The organism is Streptomyces sp. NPDC005303 (assembly GCF_040607335.1).
Lineage (GTDB): Bacteria > Actinomycetota > Actinomycetes > Streptomycetales > Streptomycetaceae > Streptomyces.
In genome coordinates this window covers 281,866-302,393 of record NZ_JBEXGM010000002.1, presented here as the reverse complement: position 1 = coordinate 302,393, position 20,528 = coordinate 281,866, and the positions used below count along the sequence as shown (strand labels likewise).

Genomic DNA, 20,528 nt, shown 5'->3' with positions numbered 1-20,528 from the left:
GTTAATGAGCGTTAACCATTTCCTTCAGGTTAACGACCGCTAACCTCCCTGTCTAGAATTGCTTCCATGGCCACCAGAACCGACGCCCCCACCCGCCGCGAGCAGATCCTCAAGGAGGCCGCGCGGCTGTTCGCCGAGCGCGGGTTCCACGGCGTGGGCGTGGACGAGATAGGCGCGGCGGTCGGGATCAGCGGGCCCGGGCTCTACCGGCACTTCGCGGGCAAGGACGCGATGCTGGCGGAGCTGCTGGTCGGCATCAGCGGTCAGCTGCTGACCGGCGGCAAGCGCAGGGTCGCCGAGTCGGGGGGCGGTGACCCCGAGGTGCTGCTGGACTCGCTGATCGAGGGCCATATCGACTTCGCGCTCGACGACCGGCCCCTGATCACCCTGCACGACCGCGAGCTGGACCGCCTCCGGGACAGCGACCGCAAGCTGGTGCGGCAGCTCCAGCGGCAGTACGTCGAGCTGTGGGTGGAGATCCTGCGCGAGGTCTATCCCGGTCTCGCGGAACCCGCCGCCCGCTCGGCCGTGCACTCCGTCTTCGGGCTCCTGAACTCCACCCCGCACCTGGGTCGCCCCGGCTCGCTCCCGGGGCGCGGCGCCACCGCGGAGCTGCTGCACCGCATGGCCCGGGGGGCGTTCGCGGCCGCAGCGGCGTGACGAGCGTTACGGGATCAGCTCTGGACGCCTCTCCCTACCCGCCGGTACCTTAATGTTCTGAGCAAGCGCTTAGACACGTACCTGGAGGTGGCGGCGGTGCGCCGTACTGTGTTCAACGAGGACCACGAGGCGTTCCGGGAGACCCTGCGCGCCTTCATCGAGGCCGAGGTCGTCCCCGTCTACGACGAGTGGTTCCAGGCCGGCCAGGCGCCGCGCGACTTCTACTACAAGCTCGCCGAGCTCGGCATCTTCGGCATCCGCGTGGACGAGGAGTTCGGCGGCGCCGGCATCGACTCGTACAAGTTCGAGGCCGTGATGTACGAGGAGACCTCGCGCGCGGGTGTCCAGTTCGGCGGCTCCGGCGTGCACGTCCTGCTCGGACTGCCGTACATCAAGATGCTCGCGACCGACGAGCAGAAGAAGCGGTTCCTGCCGAAGTTCGTCTCCGCCGAGGAGATGTGGGCCCTCGCGATGACCGAGCCGGGCACCGGTTCCGACCTCGCGGGCATGAAGACCACCGCCAAGCTCTCCGAGGACGGCACGCACTACGTCCTCAACGGCGCCAAGACCTTCATCACCGGTGGCGTCCACGCCGACCGCGTGATCGTGGCCGCCCGCACCTCCCCGTCCTCCGCCGAGGACCGCCGCTTCGGCATCTCCCTGTTCGCCGTGGACACCAAGTCCGAGGGCTACTCCGTCGGCCGCAAGCTGGACAAGCTGGGCCTGAAGACCTCCGACACCGCCGAGCTCGCGTTCGTCGACGTCAAGGTGCCCGTCGAGGACCTCCTCGGCGAGGAGAACAAGGGCTTCTACTACCTCGGCCACAACCTCGCCTCCGAGCGCTGGGGCATCGCCTACGGCGCCTACGCGCAGGCCAAGGCCGCCGTCCGGTTCGCCAAGCAGTACGTCCAGGAGCGCACCGTCTTCGGCAAGCCGGTCGCCTCCTTCCAGAACACCAAGTTCGAGCTGGCCGCCTGCCAGGCCGAGGTCGACGCGGCCGAGGCCGTCGTGGACCGCGCCCTGGAGGCCCTCGACGCCGGTGAGCTGACCCCCGCCGAGGCCGCCAGCGCCAAGCTGTTCGCCACCGAGGTCGCCCACCGCGTCATCGACCGCTGCCTCCAGCTGCACGGCGGCTACGGCTTCATGAACGAGTACCCGATCGCCCGCCTGTACGCGGACAACCGCGTCAACCGCATCTACGGCGGCACCAACGAGATCATGAAGTCGATCATCGCGAAGGACATGGGCCTGTAAGCCGCGCGATATCACCGGCCGGTACAACAGCTCCATGAGCCAGGCACTTCAGGACCTCCTCGATCTGCTCGACCTCGAGCAGATCGAGGAGGACATCTTCCGCGGCCACTCCCGCGCCGCCGTCGTCCCCCGCGTCTTCGGCGGGCAGGTCGCGGCGCAGGCGCTGGTCGCCGCCGGGCGCACGGTCCCCGAGGACCGGCTCGCCCACTCCCTGCACGCGTACTTCCTGCGCCCCGGCGACCCGGGCGCGCCGATCGTCTACACCGTCGACCGCATGAACGACGGCCGGTCCTTCACCGCGCGCCGCGTGCTCGCGATCCAGCACGGCCAGCCGATCTTCGCCCTCTCCGCCTCCTTCCAGCGGCACGAGGACGGCTTCGACCACCAGGCCGCCATGCCGGCCGCCCCCGACCCGGCCACGCTGCCCACCTCCGCGGACCGGCTGCGCGGCTACGACCACCTGGACCCGGCGGTCGTGGAGCGTTTCCTGGAGACCCGCGAGGCGATCGACCTGCGGTACGTCGACGACCCGCCGTACGGAAAGTTCGGCGAGCCGCGCGAGCCGCACTCCCAGGTCTGGTTCCGCACCAACGGCAAGCTCGCGGACGACCCGCTGCTGCACGTCGTCCTCGCCACGTACGTCTCCGACATGACGCTCCTCGACTCGATCCTGCTCGCGCACGGCCGCGGCGGCTGGGCCGTCGGGGACGTCGTCGGGGCCTCGCTGGACCACGCGATGTGGTTCCACCGCCCCTTCCGCGCCGACGAATGGCTCCTGTACGACCAGGAGTCCCCGTCGGCCTCGGGCGGCCGGGGTCTGGGCCAGGCCCGCATCTACACGCGGGACGGCCGGCTGGCGATCTCGGTCATCCAGGAGGGCGTGGTCCGCGCGCCCAGGTGACCGGCGCCTACGACAGACCGGCCTCGCTCAGCAGGTACGCCGTCATCGGGTCGTAGTAGCGCGGGCTCACCACATGGTCGTCGAGGGGCACGGTCACCTGGACCGTCCCCTCGGCCTCCGCCAGGAACAGCGCCGGGTCGTTGGAGTCGGCGTAGCCCATCGCGTCCACCCCGTGCCGGCCGGCGTACCCCGCCCAGCCGTGGTCGGCGACGACCAGGTCGGGCAGCGGGCGGCCCTCGCGCTCCAGGGCCGTGAGGATCGCCTTCATCGGGTCGCCGGAGTGGGTGTGCCACAGCGTCGCGCCGTGCTCCAGGACCGCCACGTCCGCGAACTGCATGACGTACCCCTCGTCCGTCTGCAGCCCGTCCGGAATGCCGACGATCTCGCAGCCGGCGGTGCGCAGCGCGGCGGCCGTGGCGTGGTGGACGTCGAGCAGGCCGCCGGGGTGGCCGGTGGCGAACAGCACCCGCTGCGCCCCGTCTGCGGCCTTGCGCAGCCGGGCCGCCATCCGCTCCAGACCGCCGACGGTCAGCTCCGGATCGATGGTGTCCTGGCCGTACCGGTACTCCGGGTCGTCGTTGACCCCCACCCGCTCCGCCATCACCGCGAGCACGTCCTGCTCGTCGGTCCAGCGGTCCCCGAGCTCCAGCCCGAACCAGTAGTGGCGGTTGCCGTTCGCCAGCTGGCGGTAGTGGGAGAGGTTGTTCTCCCGCGGGGTGGCCACCTCGCCCGCGATACGGGTCTTCACAAGGTGGTCGACGAGCTCGGCGCGGCTGGGTGTCCCGGGTATCGGCATGTCTCCCATTCTGATGCACGTCCTCACGGCGTCGCCGCGCATCCCGCACGCTGGGACGCGGGTCACGCGATCATGCCCGGCGCAGCGCGAACCACAGCTCCATCCGTACGTCCGGGTCGTCCAGGTCCAGCCCCAGCAGCGCCGCGCACTTCGCGATCCGCTGCCGCACGGTGTTGCGGTGCACGCCCAGGGCGACCGCCGTACGGTCCCAACTGCCGTGCAGGGACAGCCAGGTGCGCAGGGTCTCGGTGAGGGCGGGGGCCAGCGGGGTCAGGAGGGCCCGGGCATGCGCGTCGGCTTCCGCCTCGGGCACCAGGTCGGCGAGGGCGGGCCGGGCCCCGTACCGGACCAGCGCGGCGCGGGTCGCGCGGGCACGGGCCAGCGCACGGCCCGCCTGGACGTCGGCGGTGGCCCACTCCCGCGGCTCGACGGGTGCGCTCACTCCGAGCGTCCACCCCGGCTGCGGGGCCGGTTCCCGGCCGACGGGCAGCAGTACGCGTACGGCATCCCGCGCCACGTCGACGAGCGGTGACCCGAGCGCCGCGCCCAGGGCGGAGGCGGCGACGGGGCCGGGGGCGGCGAGGGTGTCGGACCGGGCGTGCACGACGACCCAGCGCTCGCCACCGAGGAGCGGGGCCACGTCCTCGGCCGGGGCGCCCAGCAGCACCCGCACCAGAGCGGACGACCGCGCCGCGCCCGACCCGCCCTGATGCTCACCGGTGAGCAACGACAGCAGCACGGCGGCGACGGAGGCGATGGTGTGATCGCCGGGATCCCGCTGCGGGGCGGCGACCCCGAGCACGAAGCCGTGCCCGGCGCCGAGGGAGTAGGCGGCGAGGTGCGCGTCGGCGGTCGCATGACCGGCGGAGGTCGGGGTCCCGGGACCAGTGGGGCGCACGACCTCCGCGAGTCCGGTCAGCGCCTCCCGGGCGGCTCGGCCCACCAGCCGCCCGGCGGACGCGACCTCCACCCCCTCGGGCCCGTACAGCACCGCCCACCCCCCGACCCGCCGCGCCAGCTGCCGCAGTACCGACGGCACCGGGTCGGGGCGGGACGCGGCCGCGGCCAGGCTCTGCTGGGCCTCGGTGACGCGGCGCAGTTCCGCGTGGCGGGCCTGGGCCATGAGCTGCCAGACCGCGCGGGCCACGCCGGAGAAGGTGGTCCGGGGCGGCACCTCCAGGAGCGGGAGCCCGTACGTGTCGCAGGCCTCGACCAGCGCGCGCGGGACCGTGTCGTGCACCGGCGCCAGTCCGAAGCCGAGCGCCGCCCCGCCCGCCGCGACGACCCTGGACACGTAGTCGTCGAAGTACGTCCCCGAACCCGCCGCCTCCGGGATGTGCACCCCCGCCGTCAGCAGCAGCTCACCGCCCAGCAGATACGGGTACGGATCCGCCATCTCCGAGGTGTGGGCCCAGTGGACGACCGTGGACGGGTCCGCGGGGCCCGCGATCTGCCGCAGCCCCAGATCCTCCCGGGCCAGCAGCGCGGCCAGCGGGACCGGTGGGGTGGGTGGGACGGCCGGGTCCGGCATGGTGGACGTTCCCTCCATCCAGTACCGCTCGAATGGATGAAACGTACACTTCGCAGCCGCTTTCCGGCCACCTACTGTCGACCCAGACCGGCAGAAGGAGGGCCCCATGGCCGTCGACTACACCGTCATCGTCGTCTACCTGGCCGGCATGCTCGCCATGGGCTGGTGGGGCATGCGCCGTGCCAGGTCCAAGAGCGAGTTCCTGGTCGCCGGGCGCCGCCTCGGGCCCGCCATGTACTCCGGCACCATGGCCGCGATCGTCCTCGGCGGCGCCTCCACCATCGGCGGCGTGGGCCTCGGCTACCGGTACGGCCTCTCCGGCGCCTGGATGGTCTTCACCATCGGCCTCGGCCTGCTGGCCCTGTCCGTCTTCTTCTCCGCCCGCATCGCCCGCCTCAAGGTCTACACCGTCTCCGAGATGCTGGATCTCCGGTACGGCGGCCGGGCCGGGGTCATCTCCGGCGTGGTCATGTGGGCGTACACCCTGATGCTCGCGGTCACCTCGACCATCGCCTACGCCACGATCTTCGACGTCCTCTTCGACATGAACCGGACCGTCGCGATCATCCTGGGCGGCTCGATCGTCGTCGCGTACTCGACGCTGGGCGGCATGTGGTCCATCACCCTCACGGACATGGTGCAGTTCGTCGTGAAGACCATCGGCGTACTGCTCCTGCTGCTGCCCATCGCCGTCGTCAAGGCGGGCGGCTTCGGCGAGATGAAGGCCAAGCTGCCCACCGGGTACTTCGACCCGCTGGGCATCGGCGGCGAGACGATCTTCACCTACGTCCTGATCTACACCTTCGGCATGCTCATCGGTCAGGACATCTGGCAGCGCGTCTTCACCGCCCGCAGCGACACGACCGCCAAGTGGGGCGGCACGGTCGCCGGCACCTACTGCCTCGCGTACGCCCTCGCCGGCGCGGTCATCGGTACGGCCGCCAAGGTCCTCTACCCGAACCTGGCCAACGCGGACGACGCCTTCGCGACCATCGTCAAGGACGAACTCCCGGTCGGGGTACGGGGCCTGGTGCTGGCCGCCGCGCTCGCCGCCGTGATGTCGACGTCCTCCGGCGCGCTGATCGCCTGCGCGACCGTGGCGAACAACGACATCTGGTCGCGGCTGCGGGGGAGGCCGGCGGAGGGCGAGCGCGACGAGGTCCGGGGCAACCGCGCCTTCATCCTCGTCATGGGGGTGGCCGTGATCTGCACGGCGATCGCCCTCAACAACGTCGTCGAGGCGCTGACCGTCGCCTACAACCTCCTGGTCGGCGGCCTCCTCGTCCCCATCCTCGGCGGACTGCTGTGGAAGCGCGGCACCGCCCAGGGCGCGCTGGCCTCCGTCATCGTCGGCGGCCTCGCCGTCATCGGCCTGATGGCGGGCTACGGCATCCTCGCCAACGAGCCCGTGTACTACGGCCTGCTGGCCTCCCTGGTCGTCTACGTCGCCGTATCCCTGGCGACCCCGGCGACCGACACCGCCGTACTCGAAGCGTGGCGCGAGCGTCTCGCCGGGCGCGGTGCTCCCGAGCCGGTTCCGGCATCCCGGTAGACCGGTCGGTATCGATCAGCACGACAGAAGGAAGACATACGACCATGAGCTCCCCCGAGACCCCTCGCGGCCCCGTCGACTCCTCCCGCATCCCGCGCTACGCCGGACCCGCGACCTTCGCCCGGCTGCCGCGCCTCGACGAGGTCGGGCGGGCCGACGTCGCCGTCGTGGGCGTGCCCTTCGACTCGGGTGTCTCGTACCGGCCGGGCGCCCGCTTCGGCGGCAACGCGATCCGTGAGGCGTCCCGGCTGCTCAGGCCCTACAACCCGGCCCAGGACGCGTACCCCTTCGCGCTGGCGCAGGTGGCGGACGGCGGCGACATCGCCGTGAACCCGTTCGACATCAACGAGGCCGTGGAGACGATCGAGGCGGCCGCGGACGACCTCCTCGGCACCGGCGCCCGCCTGATGACCCTGGGCGGCGACCACACCATCGCGCTTCCCCTCCTCCGCTCGGTCGCCAAGAAGCACGGCCCGGTCGCCCTGCTGCACTTCGACGCCCACCTCGACACCTGGGACACCTACTTCGGCGCCGAGTACACGCACGGGACACCGTTCCGGCGGGCGGTGGAGGAGGGCATCCTGGACACCTCCGCCCTCTCCCACGTGGGCACCCGGGGTCCGCTGTACGGCAAGCAGGACCTGACCGACGACGAGAAGATGGGCTTCGGCATCGTGACGTCCGCGGATGTCATGAGGCGGGGTGTGGACGAGGTCGCCGACCAGCTCCGCCGGCGCATCGGCGACCGTCCGCTCTACATCTCCATCGACATCGACTGCCTGGACCCGGCCCACGCGCCCGGCACCGGCACCCCCGAGGCGGGCGGTATGACCTCCCGCGAGCTGCTGGAGATCCTGCGCGGTCTGGCATCGTGCAACCTGGTGTCGGCGGACGTCGTCGAGGTGGCCCCCGCGTACGACCACGCGGAGATCACATCGGTGGCGGCCTCCCACACCGCCTACGAACTGACCACGATCATGTCCCGCCAGATTGCAGAGGCCCGCGCGCAGTGACTCACGACCACGACCTGGTGCTCCGTCCGACCGAGGCGCAGATCTCGGCGGCCCTGAACCCGCCTCCCGGCCGCAACGGCGGAGACCTGGTCGTGGAGACCCTGGCCGCGCTCGGCGCGACCACCGTCTTCGGCCTGCCCGGCCAGCACGCGCTCGGCGTGTTCGACGCGCTGCGGCGCTCCGACCTGCGCTACATCGGCCTGCGGGTGGAGAACAACGCGGGCTTCGCGGCGGACGCGTACGGCAGGATCACGGGGGAGGCGGCCCCGCTGCTGCTGTCGACGGGACCGGGTGCGCTGACGTCCCTGGCCGCGCTCCAGGAGGCGGCCGCGGCCTCGGCGCCGGTCCTGGCGCTCAGCAGCCAGATCCCCACCGCCGGTCTGGGCGGCGGCCGCCACGGCTATCTGCACGAACTCCCGGACCAGGCAGCCTCCTTCAGGGGCGTGGTCAAGTCGGTCCACACCGTCCGCACCCAGTCCCAGATCCCCTCCGCGATCGAGGCGGCCTGGAAGTCGGCGCTGACCGCCCCGCACGGGCCGGTGTGGGTGGAGATCCCACAGGACGTGCTGCTCGCCGAGACCGCGATCCCGGTGGTGACGGGCGGCGACGCCTTCCCCGAGGAGCTGCCCCCGCGCCCCGAACTCACGGCGGTGGCAGCCGACCTGCTGTCGAACGCGGCCCGGCCGGCGATCATCGCGGGCGGGGGAGTCGTACGTTCCGATGCCTCGGGCAAGCTGCGGCAGCTGGCGGAGACCCTTGAGGCACCCGTCGTCACGACCCCCGGCGGCAAGGGAGCATTCCCCTGGACGCACCCGCTCTCGCTCCAGTCGTGGATCGAGGACCGCCACACCACCGACTTCCTGGAGGACGCGGACGTACTCCTGGTGGTGGGCTCGGGGTTGGGCGAACTGTCGTCCAACTACCACACGTTCAGGCCCCGAGGCCGGGTCGTCCAGATCGAGGCGGACCTCGGCAAGCTGGAGTCCAACCTCCCCGCGCTCGGGATCCACGCGGACGCGCGACTGGCGTTGCAGGCGCTGCTGGAGACGGTGTCCCCGAGGGAGGACGCGGAGGCCGCCGAGCGGGTCCGCACCGTCCTCGCGAAGGTCGCCGACCGTATCGCCGCCCAGGAACTCACCCTGGAGCAGGACGTGTTGGCGTCGATCCGCAGGGCGCTGCCCGCCGACTCGCCGTCCTTCTGGGACATGACGATCCTCGCGTACTGGGCCTGGTCGGCGTTCGACGCCAAGGGGCCCAACCTGCTCCACTCCGCCCAGGGTGCCGGAGGTCTGGGCTACGGCTTCCCCGCGGCGCTGGGCGCGGCGGTGGCCGACCCTTCGCGCCCGGTGCTGGCGGTCTCGGGAGACGGTGGTGCCCTCTACTCGATCGCCGAGTTGGCGACGGCCCGTCAGTACGACCTGAACGTCACCTGGCTGATCGTCGACGACGGCGGCTACGGCATCCTGCGCGAGTACATGACGGACGCCTTCGGCCAGGCCACGGCGACCGAGCTGACCCGCCCGGACTACGTGGCACTGGCCGAGTCCTTCGGAGTCCCCGGGGTCCGTACGACCCCGGGGACACTCGCGGACGACCTGTCGAAGGCGCTCGGGTCACCGGGGCCCTCGGTGGTCGTACTCCCGGCGGTGCTGCGGATGTTCGCGCCCACGCACCTGTAACCGGGGCCGGCCGGGCTCCTACCAGATCGCCTCGACCCATTCCGGGTGGTCGATGAACGGGTTGCGGTTGTGCTGGTAGGTGTCGTAGATGACCTGGTTGCGCTTCTCCTCGAAGGCGCTCGGCGGGTCCGCCTCGTTCCAGGCCTTGAGGACGGAGAGCTTGCCCATGTAGGGGTTGGAGCCGTTGTTGACCTTCTCGTTGGGCTCCAGGTCGGCGAAGCCGTCGCCGCCGTCGTAGCGCACGGCCATGTAGAGGATCATGCGGGCCACGTCGCCCCGGTCCGCGGCGCGCGGCGCGAAGGAGTCGGAGTCGACGGTGCTGCCGCCGCCATTGGTGACGGCGCTGCCGCCGTTGTCGAAGTCGAGGTTGCCGCGGATGCTGTTGACCTGGACGTCCGCGGGGCGCAGGTGGTGCAGGTCGGTACCGGGGCCGGTCACCTCGCCGAAGTCGCCGTGGGACTTGGCCCACACGTGCTCGCGGTTCCAGTCGCCGACGTCACCGCCGTTGAGGGACTTGCTGCGGGAGACACCGCTGTACAGCAGGATCACGTTGCTGCTGTTGTTCGGGTCCTGGTCGGTGACCTTGAGCGCGTCCCAGACCGCGGAGTACGAGATCTTCGAGACGTTGGCACTGATGATCGTGTGCAGGGAGGTCTTCAGGCTCGTGCCCGTCTTGCCGACCGCGTTCTTGTAGTAGGTCGTGTCGTACGCGGTGGTCGTGGCGGCGGCCGGGGTCGTCGTCACGACCGGGGCGGCGAGACCGACCAGCACGGCGGCGGTGGTGAGCGCCACCGACTTCCAGCTGCGGATGCGTGTCGCCAGCATAAAGGGGGTCCCATCTACGCGGGTTGAATGGAGGCGGCAGATGGGAGCGTGACATGGACATGCGGCGGTGTAAATGGATGGTGCGTGTCCATTGGGTGACCTGAAACGGCAAATCAGGCCTTGTCTACGCGAGTTGACACGCGAAAGCGGCCCCCGACATGTGATCGGGGGCCGTTCGCGAGGGACTCGGGTCGTGCCTAGTCGGCGAAGAGGGCACCGAACTGGGGGGTGCCCGAGGTGGAGACGCCGACCGAGGCCGCCGACAGGGCTCGGGAGCCGGTCGTGCCGATCTTCGTGCCGGTGGAGGGCAGGTAGGTCACCGCTCCGTTGCCGCCGTCCTCGTACGACCCGACGACCAGGTCGGCCTTGCCGTCCCCGTTGACGTCGTCGAGCTTGACGTCGGCGCCGAACAGGTCGCTCTTCTCGTCGGTGCCGGGGACACCCGTCGTGTTCTGTGAGAAGGCCTGGAGGCCGGTGGACGTGTTGATGCCGCTCGCCGAGCCGTACATGACGGTGACCATGCCGGCGTTGCTGACGCTGCCGAGGTCCTCGTTCGGAGCGGAGACGACCAGGTCCTGGTAGCCGTCGCCGTTGACGTCGCCCAGATCCAGGTCCCAGCCGAAGGCGTCGCCCTTCTCCGAACTGCCGGGCACGTTCCCGGTGTTCTGGGTGATGCCGGTGGTCGAGGCGGGGCCGGACGCGGAGCCGTAGGTGATGCTGACCTTGCCGCCGTTCGCGGAGTTCGGGATGGTCCGGCCGTCGCCGGTGGTGGCGTCCCAGCCGGCGCCGGTGACGATGTCGCCGTAACCGTCGCCGTTGATGTCTCCGATGCCGGTGACGACGCCCGGCTTGAGGGTCTTGACGCCCGCGATGCTCAGGCCGCTCGCGGTGCCGGGCACGTAGTAGTTGGTGTTCCAGCCGTTCTCGGTCTGCGTCTCGTAGCCGTCGACCACCAGGTCGGTGCGGCCGTCGCCGTTCACGTCGCCGGCGGTGAGCTGCTCCGGGCCGTACGGGTAGCCGGAAGAGCCGGGCATGATCGGCGGCTTGACGGTGTAACGGCCGCCGGGTCGGCCGGTGGAGCTGCTGAAGCCGCCCTTGTAGACGTACAACGTGGCGGCCGAGCTGCCGACGGCCAGGTCGGCCTTGCCGTCGCCGTCGAAGTCACCGGCGGCCAGGGACAGGCCCCAGTTGTCGTGCGAGGAGACGGCCGGGTCGGGCACGTTGCTGCTCTTGCCGGTGAGGCCGCTCGCCGAGCCCCAAAGGATCGCGAGGGCGCCACCGTCGGTGTCGGTGCCGACCTTCTCGTACGGCGAGGCCACCGCGAGGTCGTCGTATCCGTCACCGTTGAAGTCGGCGTACGCCATCGCGCCGCCGAACAGGTCTCCGGCCTCGGCGCTGCCGGGAACGTTGCCGGAGTTCTGGCTGAGAACCGTGCGCCTGGCCGAGGTCACGCCGGAGCCGGACTTGCCGTAGAGCGCGACGACCTGGCCGGCGTTTGCATGGCCGCCGACGGAGGCGCCGGCGGCCGAGGCCACCACGTCGCCGATGCCGTCGCCGTTGAAGTCGGCCTTGGCGACCTTGAACGAGTCGGCCGCGGTGGCCGTCGTCGCCGAGACCGTGAGCAGACCGCCCGTCAGCGCGGCCGCGGCGGCCGTCGCGAGGGCGAGTCTGAGGTGCGAGTGGTGCTTCTGGTGCATGCGGGATTCTCCTGCGGCATGCGGGGGATGCCTGGCGGGCATCCGCGTCGATGGGGCGCGAACCGTCCGTGTTTGCCGGGTGTTGTCCTCAGGGACACAGGCGGTTGGCGATCAAGAGACCTCCGGCGGGCACCAAGGGTTGTACGTGCGCCGGAGGTTCTTCGTCGTACGGCGGGCGGCCGGTCTTGTGGTCAGCCCACGTCGGAGGGGTCCAGCCGGTAGACCGTAGAGGTGCTGCTCGACTGGCCGCTCCGGGAGGAAGAAGCGCCGGTGCTGTAGTCGCTCGCCTTCACCGCGGTGCCGTTCTTCTGCACCCAGCTGGTGATCTCCTGACTGAGGCTGCTGTTGCCGCCCATGCCACCGCCGCCGAGCTGGATGTAGTGCAACTCGCCTTTCTTCACCAGCTCCTTGAGCCGGGCGAGGGTCATCGCCTTGTCGGTGCCGGTGAAGCCCCACATGGAGATGACGGGCTTGTGCGTGCTGAGGATCAGCTGGCCGGCGCTCTGCGAATTGGACACCGCGAGCAGCCACTTGGCGCCGTCCTGGTGCTTCTCCAGGTATGAGATCAGCGCGCTGTCGACACCGCCGCCCATGCCGCCCCCGCCGGGGCCGCCGCCCGCGTTGCCGGTACCGCCGGGAGCCGTACCGCCGCCCGGGAGTTCCCCGTTCGTGCCGCCGGGAGCCGTGCCACCGCCCGGAAACTCACCGTTCGTGCCGCCGCTCGGCGCCCCGCCCTGCGGCAGCTCGCCGTTGCCCCCACCGGGCTGCGTCTGCCCGTTGCCACCGCCCGGAAACTCACCGTTCGCCCGGCCGCCCTGCTGACCGCCCGGCCCACCTCCGGCGCCGCCGAAGCCGCCCCGGCCACCCCCGCCCCCGGGACCGCCCATGCCGCCGCCGGTCGACGGACCCGCCGTCGGGTTGGTGCCGCCCATCCCGCCGCTGGCGGTGGAGAAGGCCGGGGAGGCGGCGTACGCCGTCGGGCCCGCGAGGGCTGCCACGATCGCCGCGGCGACCGACACGCCGAGCAGCCGGAGCCTCGTCCCCGAGGACGCCGTACGCAAGACGAACAGGCCCACGATCGCGAGGGCCATGACCCCACCGACGACCGGCCACAGCCAGGTGTTCCAGCCGGCGGCCCGGCGCAGCAGCACGATCGCCCAGACGCCGGTGACCGCGAGTCCGGCCGGCAGCACCCAGGACCAGCGGGCGTCACCGGAGCGGAAGGCGCGCCACAGCATCACCCCGCCGCCACCGCACAGCGCCGCGATGCCCGGGGCGAGCGCGGTCGTGTAGTACGGGTGCATGGTGCCCTCGGCCATCGCGAAGGTCAGGTAGTGCAGCACCAGCCAGCCGCCCCACAGGACGAGCGCGGCGCGTGTCGCGTCGGTGCGCGGGGCGCGGCCGCATCGCACCAGGCCGGCGACGAGCGCGAGGAGGGCGAAGGGGATCAGCCAGGAGATCTGGCCGCCGAGGACGTCGTTGAACATCCGGCCGATGCCCGCGCTGCCGGCGAACGTGGCCCCGCCTCCGCCGCCCCCGCCGTTGCCCTCGCCGCCGAGGACCCGGCCCAGGCCGTTGTAGCCCATGATCAGGTTCCAGGCGGAGCCGTCGGTCGAACCGCCGATGTAGGGCCGGTCGTCGGCCGGGACCAGGGAGACCGCGGTCGCCCACCAGAAGCTGGAGACCGCCAACGCCACCGCGGCGAGGCCCAGGTTGACGGCCTTCTTCCGCCAACCGAGCTTCGACGCGTACACGTACACCGCGAAGACGGCCGGCAGGGCGATGTAGCCCTGGAGCATCTTGGTGTTGAAGGCGAGCCCGAACAGGACCGCGGAGCCGATCAGTGGCAGCAACCGGTCGGTGCGCACCGCGCGCAGCGCGAGAGCCGCGCCGCCGACCATCAGCAGGACGAGGACGGTGTCGGGGTTGTTGTCCCGGTTGATCGCGACGGTGATCGGGGTCAGCGCGAGGACGAGCGCGGCGATCGCGGCCGCCGTGTGCCCGAACACCCGCTTCACGGAGGCGTGCAGGATCCAGATTGTGCCGAGGGCGGCCGCGATCTCGGGCAGCATCATCTGCCAGGTGCCGAAGCCGAAGATCCGGCACGACAGCCCCATGATCATCAGGGCGAACGGCGGCTTGTCGACGGTGAGGAAGTTCCCCGCGTCGAGCGACCCGAAGAACCAGGCCTTCCAGCTCTGCGTACCGCTGTAGACGGCGGAACTGTAGAAGCTGTTGAGGCTGTTCCCGCTCAGGTTCCAGCCGTAGAGGACCCCGGCGAGGACCAGGATCGCGAGCAGCACGGGCAGCGACCAGCGCGGGGCCCTGCCCGGGGGCGCCGTGGGCACGGCCGGGGGCGGCCAGTCGGCGGACACCGTCTCGGTGTGGAGGTGGGGATCGGTGGCAGATGTCACCGGGGCATCGTGCGGAGGCGGCTTGGGTGAGGGCTGTGACGTACCTGGCGCTGTCCTGTGAAAATGCCACGCGCCAGGTAACGACTCGCACAACCATTCCCCATGCGTACAACCATTCCCCCGCACCCGAGAGTCAACAGGGCATGACACGGGGGATATCGAGATACACGAAATGGATCGCGACGGGCGCGCTGGCCGCGTGCGTCGCCGCCGCCGCTCCGGCCGCCGCCGCGACCGCACCGGCCGTCAGCTGCACGTCCGCCAAGGCGGGCCTCGCCGACAAACTCAAGCGGGACATCACGTCCGCCGTCTCCAACCGCTCCGGCACGATCGCCGTGGGCCTCTACGACCGTACGACCAAAACCACCTGCACCCTGCGTTCCTCCACCGCCTACGACTCCGCGAGCGTGGTCAAGGTGACCGTCCTCGCCACGCTGCTGTGGGACGCGAAGAAGCACAACCGGTATCTGACCACCACCGAGAGCAACCTCGCCAAGGCCATGATCACCAAGTCGGACAACGACGCCACCAGCAAGCTGTGGCGCCAGCTGGGTCTGACCAAGATCAAGGGCTTCCTCACCGCGGCCGGCATGACCCAGACCAAGCCGGGGGCGAACGGCTACTGGGGCCTGACCCAGATCACCGTCACCGACGAGCAGAAGCTGCTCAAACTGGTCACCGCGAAGAACACCGTCCTGAGCGACAACGCGCGTGCCTACATCCTGAAGTTGATGGGCCAGGTCATCTCGTCGCAGCGCTGGGGCACACCGTACGGCCGCCCCTCCGGGGTCTCCTGGCACGTCAAGAACGGCTGGCTCCAGCGCTCCACGCACGGCTGGCGGGTGCACAGCGTCGGCACCTTCACGGGCGGCGGCCACGACTACATGATCACGGTGCTCACGCACGGCAACAGCACGATGAACTACGGCGTCACCACGATCCAGGGCGTCGCCAAGGTCATCCACCGGGATCTCGCGGCGAGCTGACGCCTGCCGGACGCCCGTACGTCACCGACCCGCCCTACGGTGACGCCCATGCAGCTGAGAACCGTACTCGCCACCACCACCGCGGCCCTGGCGGCGGCGACCTGCCTCGCGGCCTCCGGCCCGGCGCAGGCCGCCGCCCCGGTGAGCCACGCCTGCTCCCCGTCCGTCTTCCTCGACCGCTTCTCCGACGCGCTCGACAAGACGACGTACGACGGCACCTTCGTCGGCAACTTCTCCGCGCTCGCGGTGGACAAGGACGGCTCCCTCGCCGCGCTCTCCGACCGCTCCTCCCTCTTCGACCTGGACGCGAGGACCCTCGCGCCGAAGAAGGCCGTTACGCTCGCCGACGAGAACGGCGCCGCGCTGGACTCCGAGGGCCTGGTGATCGACAAGGACGGCACCCGGCTGATCACCTCGGAGACCGAGCCGTCGATCCGCCGATACTCGAAGGACGGCAGGATCCTCGACCGGCTCCCCGTCCCGGCCTCCCTCCAGGTCGCCCCCGCGGGCCGCGCCACCTCCAACCAGACCTTCGAGGGCCTGACCCTCATGAACGGCGGCCGCACCCTGCTCGCCTCCATGGAGTACGCGCTCTCCGGCGACACGGCAGGGATCGTCCGCTTCCAGACCTGGCAGCGGCACGGAAAGAGCTGGAAGACCGCCGCCCAGTACGCCTACCGCACCGACGCCGCCTTCCTCGGCGTCCCCGAGGTCCAGGCCCTGCCCGACGGCCGCCTCCTCGTACTGGAACGCGGCTTCACCTCCGGCGTCGGCAACACGGTCCGCCTCTACCTGGCCGACCCCCGCCACGCGACGGACACGAGCGGCATCGAGAACCTGACGGGCCAGGACGGCGTACGGCTGATCCGGAAGACCCTGCTCACGGACATCGCGAGCTGCCCGGCCCTGGGCGCGACGGCGAAGCAGCCCCAGCCGAACCCGCTTCTGGACAACATCGAGGGCATGGTGATCACGGGCCGGGACAAGGGCCGCCTGAAGGTCCTCCTGGTCAGCGACGACAACCAGAACGCGGCGCAGACGACCCGGTTCTACTACCTGAGGGTGCGCGTCTGACCACTTCTTGTTGCGGAGGGATGAAATCCGCTTCAGTGCGCGTTGGTGCCTTCCGGTAGATCAGGACGACGAACGAACCGGAGGGCACCCGCGTGACACCGCAACGGGGATGGGCACGACGACTGGCCGGGTACGCCTGGCGCTACCCCAAGGACGTCGTCCTCGCCCTGGGCTCCTCCCTCGGCGGCATGGCCGTCATGGCGATCGTCCCCCTGATCACCAAGGTGATCATCGACGACGTCATCGGCGACCACACCCGGGACATGGCCCCCTGGGCGGGCGCCCTGATCGTCGCCGCGGTCCTCGTCTACGTCCTCACCTACATCCGCCGCTACTACGGCGGCCGTCTCGCCCTCGACGTCCAGCACGACCTGCGCACCGAGATGTTCGGCACGATCACCCGCCTCGACGGCCGCCGCCAGGACGAGCTGTCCACGGGCCAGGTCGTCGGCCGGGCCACCAGCGACCTCCAGCTGATCCAGGGCCTGCTCTTCATGCTCCCGATGACGATCGGCAACTTCGCGCTCTTCGTGATCTCCCTGGTCGTGATGGCCTGGCTGTCGATCCCGCTCACCCTGGTCGCCCTCGCGGTCGCCCCGGCCCTGTGGTGGATCGCCAAGCGCTCCCGCTCCAAGCTGCACCCCGCCACCTGGTACGCCCAGGCCCAGGCCGCCGCCGTCGCGGGCGTGGTAGACGGTGCCGTCAGCGGCGTACGCGTGGTCAAGGGCTTCGGCCAGGAGGACCAGGAGACCGGGAAGCTCCGGGAGGTCGGCCGCCGCCTCTACGCGGGTCGCCTGCGGACCATCCGCTTCAACTCGAAGTACACCCCGGCGCTCCAGGCCGTCCCGGCCCTCGGCCAGGTCGCGATGCTCGCGCTCGGCGGCTGGCTCGCGGTCCGCGGACACATCACCCTCGGCACCTTCGTCGCCTTCTCCACCTACCTCGCCCAGCTCGTCGGCCCGGTCCGCATGCTCGCCATGGTCCTCACCGTCGGCCAGCAGGCCCGTGCCGGCACCGAGCGCGTCCTGGAGCTGATCGACACCGAGCCGTACCTGAAGGACGGCACCAAGGAGCTCCCCGCCGACGCGCCGGCCACCGTCGAGTTCGACGACGTCTCCTTCGGCTACGACCACGAGCGGCCGGTACTGCAAGGCCTCAGCTTCGAGATCCGCCCCGGCGAGACCCTCGCGGTCGTCGGCTCCTCCGGCTCGGGCAAGTCCACGGTCTCCCTGCTCCTGCCGCGCTTCTACGACGTCACCCACGGCGCCGTCCTCATCGGCGGCCATGACGTCCGCGAGCTCACCCTGGACTCGCTGCGGGCCGCGATCGGCCTGGTCCCCGAGGACTCCTTCCTGTTCTCCGACACGGTCCGCAACAACATCGCCTACGGCCGTCCCGACGCGACCCAGGAGGAGATCGAGAAGGCCGCCCGCGCCGCCCAGGCGGACCGTTTCATCACCGAGCTCCCCGAGGGCTACGACACCACGGTCGGTGAGCACGGCCTCACCCTCTCCGGCGGCCAGCGCCAGCGTGTCGCGCTCGCCCGGGCGATCCTCACCGACCCGCGCCTGCTCGTCCTCGACGACGCCACCTCCGCCGTGGACGCACAGGTCGAGCACGAGATCCACGAGGCCCTGAAACACGTCATGGAGGGCCGCACGACCCTCCTCATCGCCCACCGCCGCTCCACCCTCAACCTCGCCGACCGCATCGCCGTCCTGGAGAACGGCCGCCTCGCCGAGATCGGCACCCACGAGGAACTCCAGCTCCGCTCGCCCCTCTACCGTCGCCTGCTCACCGACCCCGACGGCCTCGGCGGCGTCTCCCCGGGCCACGCCCAGCAGGTCGCCGTCCAGGAGGACACCTCCGTACGCGACGAACTGGACGCCGAGTTCGACGCCGAGCGCGGGGTGACGCCCCGCCTGTGGACCGGTGACCGCGAGCGCAAGGATCTGGCCCTGGCCGGCACCCCGGCCACCCCCGAACTCCTCGCCGAGGTCGAGGCGTTGCCCCCGGCCACGGACACCCCCGACATCGACGAGGCACGCGCGGTCACGTCCGAGGAGTCGTACGGTCTGCGCCGGCTGCTGCGCGGCTTCGGCCGCCCGCTGCTGATCAGCCTGGGCCTGGTCGCCGTGGACGCGGGCATGGGCCTGCTGCTCCCGGTGATGATCCGGCACGGCATCGACGACGGTGTCTCGCGGATGGCCATCGGGGCGGTCTGGACGGCGACCGCGCTCGCCCTGCTCTCGGTGCTCGTCCAGTGGGCGGCCCAGATCGGCGAGACCCGGATGACCGGACGCACCGGCGAACGGGTCCTCTACTCCCTCCGCCTGAAGATCTTCGCCCAGCTCCAGCGGCTCGGACTCGACTACTACGAGCGGGAGTTGACGGGCCGGATCATGACGAGGATGACGACGGACGTCGACGCCCTGTCGACCTTCCTGCAGACCGGCCTGGTCACCGCGTTCGTCTCCGTCGTCACCTTCTTCGGCATCATGGTCGCCCTGCTGGTGATCGACGTACAGCTGGCCCTGGTCGTCTTCGCGACCCTGCCGCCGCTGGTCGTCGCCACGTACTTCTTCCGCAAGGCGAGCGTGAAGGCGTACGAACTCGCCCGTGAGCGCGTCTCCGTGGTCAACGCCGATCTCCAGGAGTCGGTGTCGGGGCTGCGGATCGTGCAGGCGTTCCGCCGGGAGCGGGACGGCGGGGCGCGCTTCGCGGAGCGCAGCGACAGCTACCGCCAGGCCCGCATCCGGGGCCAGTGGCTGATCTCGATCTACTTCCCCTTCGTCCAGCTGCTGTCCTCCGTCGCCGCGGCGGCCGTACTCATCGCGGGCGCGGGCCGGGTGGACGCGGCGACCCTGACGACCGGCGCCCTGGTCGCCTACCTCCTCTACATCGACCTGTTCTTCGCCCCGGTCCAGCAGCTCTCCCAGGTCTTCGACGGCTACCAGCAGGCGACCGTCTCCCTGGGCCGCATCCAGGAGCTGCTGCGGGAGCCGACGTCCACGAAGGCGGCCGACGAACCCTCGGAGGTCCTCTCCCTGCGCGGTGAAGTGGCCTTCGAGAACGTGCACTTCGCGTACGGGGACGACGAGGAGGCCCTCGGCGGGATCGACCTGAAGATCCCCGCCGGTCAGACGGTCGCCTTCGTCGGCGAGACGGGCGCCGGCAAGTCCACCCTGGTCAAGCTGGTGGCCCGGTTCTACGACCCGACGGGCGGCCGGGTCACGGTCGACGGCACCGACCTGCGCACCCTGGACCTGACCTCCTACCGCCACCGCCTCGGCGTGGTCCCCCAGGAGGCCTACCTCTTCCAGGGCACGGTCCGCGACGCCATCGCCTACGGCCGCCCGGACGCCACCGACGCCGAGGTCGAGGCGGCGGCCCGCGCGGTCGGCGCCCACGAGATGATCGCCACGCTGGAGGGCGGCTACCTCCACGAGGTAGCCGAACGCGGCCGCAACCTCTCGGCCGGCCAGCGCCAGCTGATCGCCCTGGCCCGCGCCGAGCTGGTCGACCCGGACATCCTGCTCCTGGACGAGGCCACGGCGGCCCTGGACCTGGCCACCGAGGCCCAGGTCAACCAGGCCACCGACCGCATCGCGGGCCGCCGCACCACCCTCGTCGTCGCCCACCGCCTGACGACCGCCGCCCGCGCGGACCGGGTCGTCGTGATGGATCATGGCCGCGTGGTGGAGGACGGCACCCACGACGAACTGCTCGCGCGGGAGGGGCGGTACGCCGAGTTGTGGCGGACGTTCGTGGGGGAGCCGGTCGAGGTGTCCCGCCGGTAGGTTCCGCAACCCGGTTCGAGAGTGACCACGGGCTGCGGGCGATCCACGGCGGGCTTCACACCCTGTGAACGGGAAAAGCGATCAGTCCCTCTCCTGAGTTCAGCAGCGTGCCGGCAGCCCGTACGACCGCGTCGGACCCAGTCAAGGTCCGGGGGAGTTCCTGGAACAGAGCAGGGGGCAGGCGTACGACGCCGTCCTGCCTTCACATCGCCCTTACATGGGCTTGTGCGGGCTTCCAGTGGGATGGTTTCTTGGTCAACACTTGATGGAAAATCATCTCAAGTCGCAAAAAGAGGGCAATAGTTTGACGCGATGTCGACCAGGTCATTCACATCCGCAGGACCCG

General features: G+C 70.9%; 14 protein-coding genes. 9 read left to right on the top strand and 5 right to left on the bottom strand.

Annotation, left to right across the window (positions count from 1 at the left end; genetic code table 11):
- The first annotated feature begins 66 nt into the window (after window positions 1-66).
- The 3 genes from ABZT93_RS05295 (at window position 67) to ABZT93_RS05285 (ending at window position 2,815) form a co-directional block, all read left to right on the top strand.
- Complete coding sequence (locus tag ABZT93_RS05295; protein WP_356099195.1) at window positions 67-660, top strand: TetR/AcrR family transcriptional regulator; 594 nt, start codon at window positions 67-69, stop codon at window positions 658-660.
- 96 nt (window positions 661-756) lie between these two features.
- Window positions 757-1,914 (top strand): acyl-CoA dehydrogenase family protein, encoded by a 1,158-nt coding sequence (locus tag ABZT93_RS05290; protein WP_031044246.1) that lies wholly within the window; start codon window positions 757-759, stop codon window positions 1,912-1,914.
- 34 nt (window positions 1,915-1,948) lie between these two features.
- Window positions 1,949-2,815, top strand: coding sequence for an acyl-CoA thioesterase II (locus ABZT93_RS05285; RefSeq protein ID WP_356099191.1), 867 nt, complete (start codon window positions 1,949-1,951; stop codon window positions 2,813-2,815).
- Between the two features lie 7 nt (window positions 2,816-2,822).
- Here ABZT93_RS05285 and ABZT93_RS05280 read toward each other — a convergent pair whose 3' ends face one another.
- Together ABZT93_RS05280 and ABZT93_RS05275 are read right to left on the bottom strand one after the other, a co-directional pair.
- Window positions 2,823-3,611 (bottom strand): phosphatase, encoded by a 789-nt coding sequence (locus ABZT93_RS05280; protein ID WP_356099188.1) that lies wholly within the window; start codon window positions 3,609-3,611, stop codon window positions 2,823-2,825.
- 70 nt (window positions 3,612-3,681) lie between these two features.
- Window positions 3,682-5,142: a helix-turn-helix domain-containing protein gene (locus tag ABZT93_RS05275; protein ID WP_356099185.1), complete on the bottom strand. Its 1,461-nt coding sequence runs from the start codon at window positions 5,140-5,142 to the stop codon at window positions 3,682-3,684.
- Between the two features lie 106 nt (window positions 5,143-5,248).
- Between ABZT93_RS05275 and ABZT93_RS05270 the strand changes: the two genes are divergently transcribed.
- The 3 genes from ABZT93_RS05270 to ABZT93_RS05260 are packed head-to-tail and all read left to right on the top strand — an operon-like array spanning window position 5,249 to window position 9,386.
- Entirely contained in the window at window positions 5,249-6,694 is a 1,446-nt protein-coding gene (locus ABZT93_RS05270; RefSeq protein WP_356099182.1) for a sodium:solute symporter, read from the top strand.
- A gap of 44 nt (window positions 6,695-6,738) precedes the next feature.
- The gene (gene speB, locus ABZT93_RS05265; protein WP_356099179.1) at window positions 6,739-7,707 is read left to right on the top strand and encodes an agmatinase; all 969 of its coding nucleotides are present in this window, start codon (window positions 6,739-6,741) and stop codon (window positions 7,705-7,707) included.
- Window positions 7,704-9,386: a thiamine pyrophosphate-binding protein gene (locus ABZT93_RS05260; RefSeq protein ID WP_356099176.1), complete on the top strand. Its 1,683-nt coding sequence runs from the start codon at window positions 7,704-7,706 to the stop codon at window positions 9,384-9,386. Before speB ends, ABZT93_RS05260 begins: the two co-directional genes overlap by 4 nt.
- Window positions 9,387-9,404: 18 nt before the next feature.
- On the opposite strand, the gene ABZT93_RS05255 is transcribed toward ABZT93_RS05260, so the two are convergent.
- The 3 genes from ABZT93_RS05255 to ABZT93_RS05245 all read right to left on the bottom strand — a co-directional run bounded on the left by ABZT93_RS05255 (window position 9,405) and on the right by ABZT93_RS05245 (window position 14,322).
- Complete coding sequence (locus ABZT93_RS05255) at window positions 9,405-10,211, bottom strand: endonuclease (RefSeq protein ID WP_356099173.1); 807 nt, start codon at window positions 10,209-10,211, stop codon at window positions 9,405-9,407.
- A gap of 197 nt (window positions 10,212-10,408) precedes the next feature.
- Window positions 10,409-11,908, bottom strand: coding sequence for an FG-GAP and VCBS repeat-containing protein (locus ABZT93_RS05250; RefSeq protein ID WP_356099170.1), 1,500 nt, complete (start codon window positions 11,906-11,908; stop codon window positions 10,409-10,411).
- A gap of 191 nt (window positions 11,909-12,099) precedes the next feature.
- Complete coding sequence (locus tag ABZT93_RS05245; protein WP_356099168.1) at window positions 12,100-14,322, bottom strand: glycosyltransferase family 39 protein; 2,223 nt, start codon at window positions 14,320-14,322, stop codon at window positions 12,100-12,102.
- A 143-nt stretch (window positions 14,323-14,465) separates the two neighbouring features.
- Here ABZT93_RS05245 and ABZT93_RS05240 point away from each other — a divergent pair, with 143 nt between their 5' ends.
- From ABZT93_RS05240 to ABZT93_RS05230, 3 genes are all read left to right on the top strand, one after another.
- Complete coding sequence (locus ABZT93_RS05240) at window positions 14,466-15,308, top strand: serine hydrolase (protein ID WP_356099165.1); 843 nt, start codon at window positions 14,466-14,468, stop codon at window positions 15,306-15,308.
- 48 nt (window positions 15,309-15,356) lie between these two features.
- Complete coding sequence (locus ABZT93_RS05235) at window positions 15,357-16,382, top strand: esterase-like activity of phytase family protein (RefSeq protein WP_356099162.1); 1,026 nt, start codon at window positions 15,357-15,359, stop codon at window positions 16,380-16,382.
- Between the two features lie 92 nt (window positions 16,383-16,474).
- Window positions 16,475-20,182, top strand: coding sequence for an ABC transporter ATP-binding protein (locus ABZT93_RS05230; RefSeq protein WP_356099159.1), 3,708 nt, complete (start codon window positions 16,475-16,477; stop codon window positions 20,180-20,182).
- Window positions 20,183-20,528 lie beyond the last annotated feature (346 nt).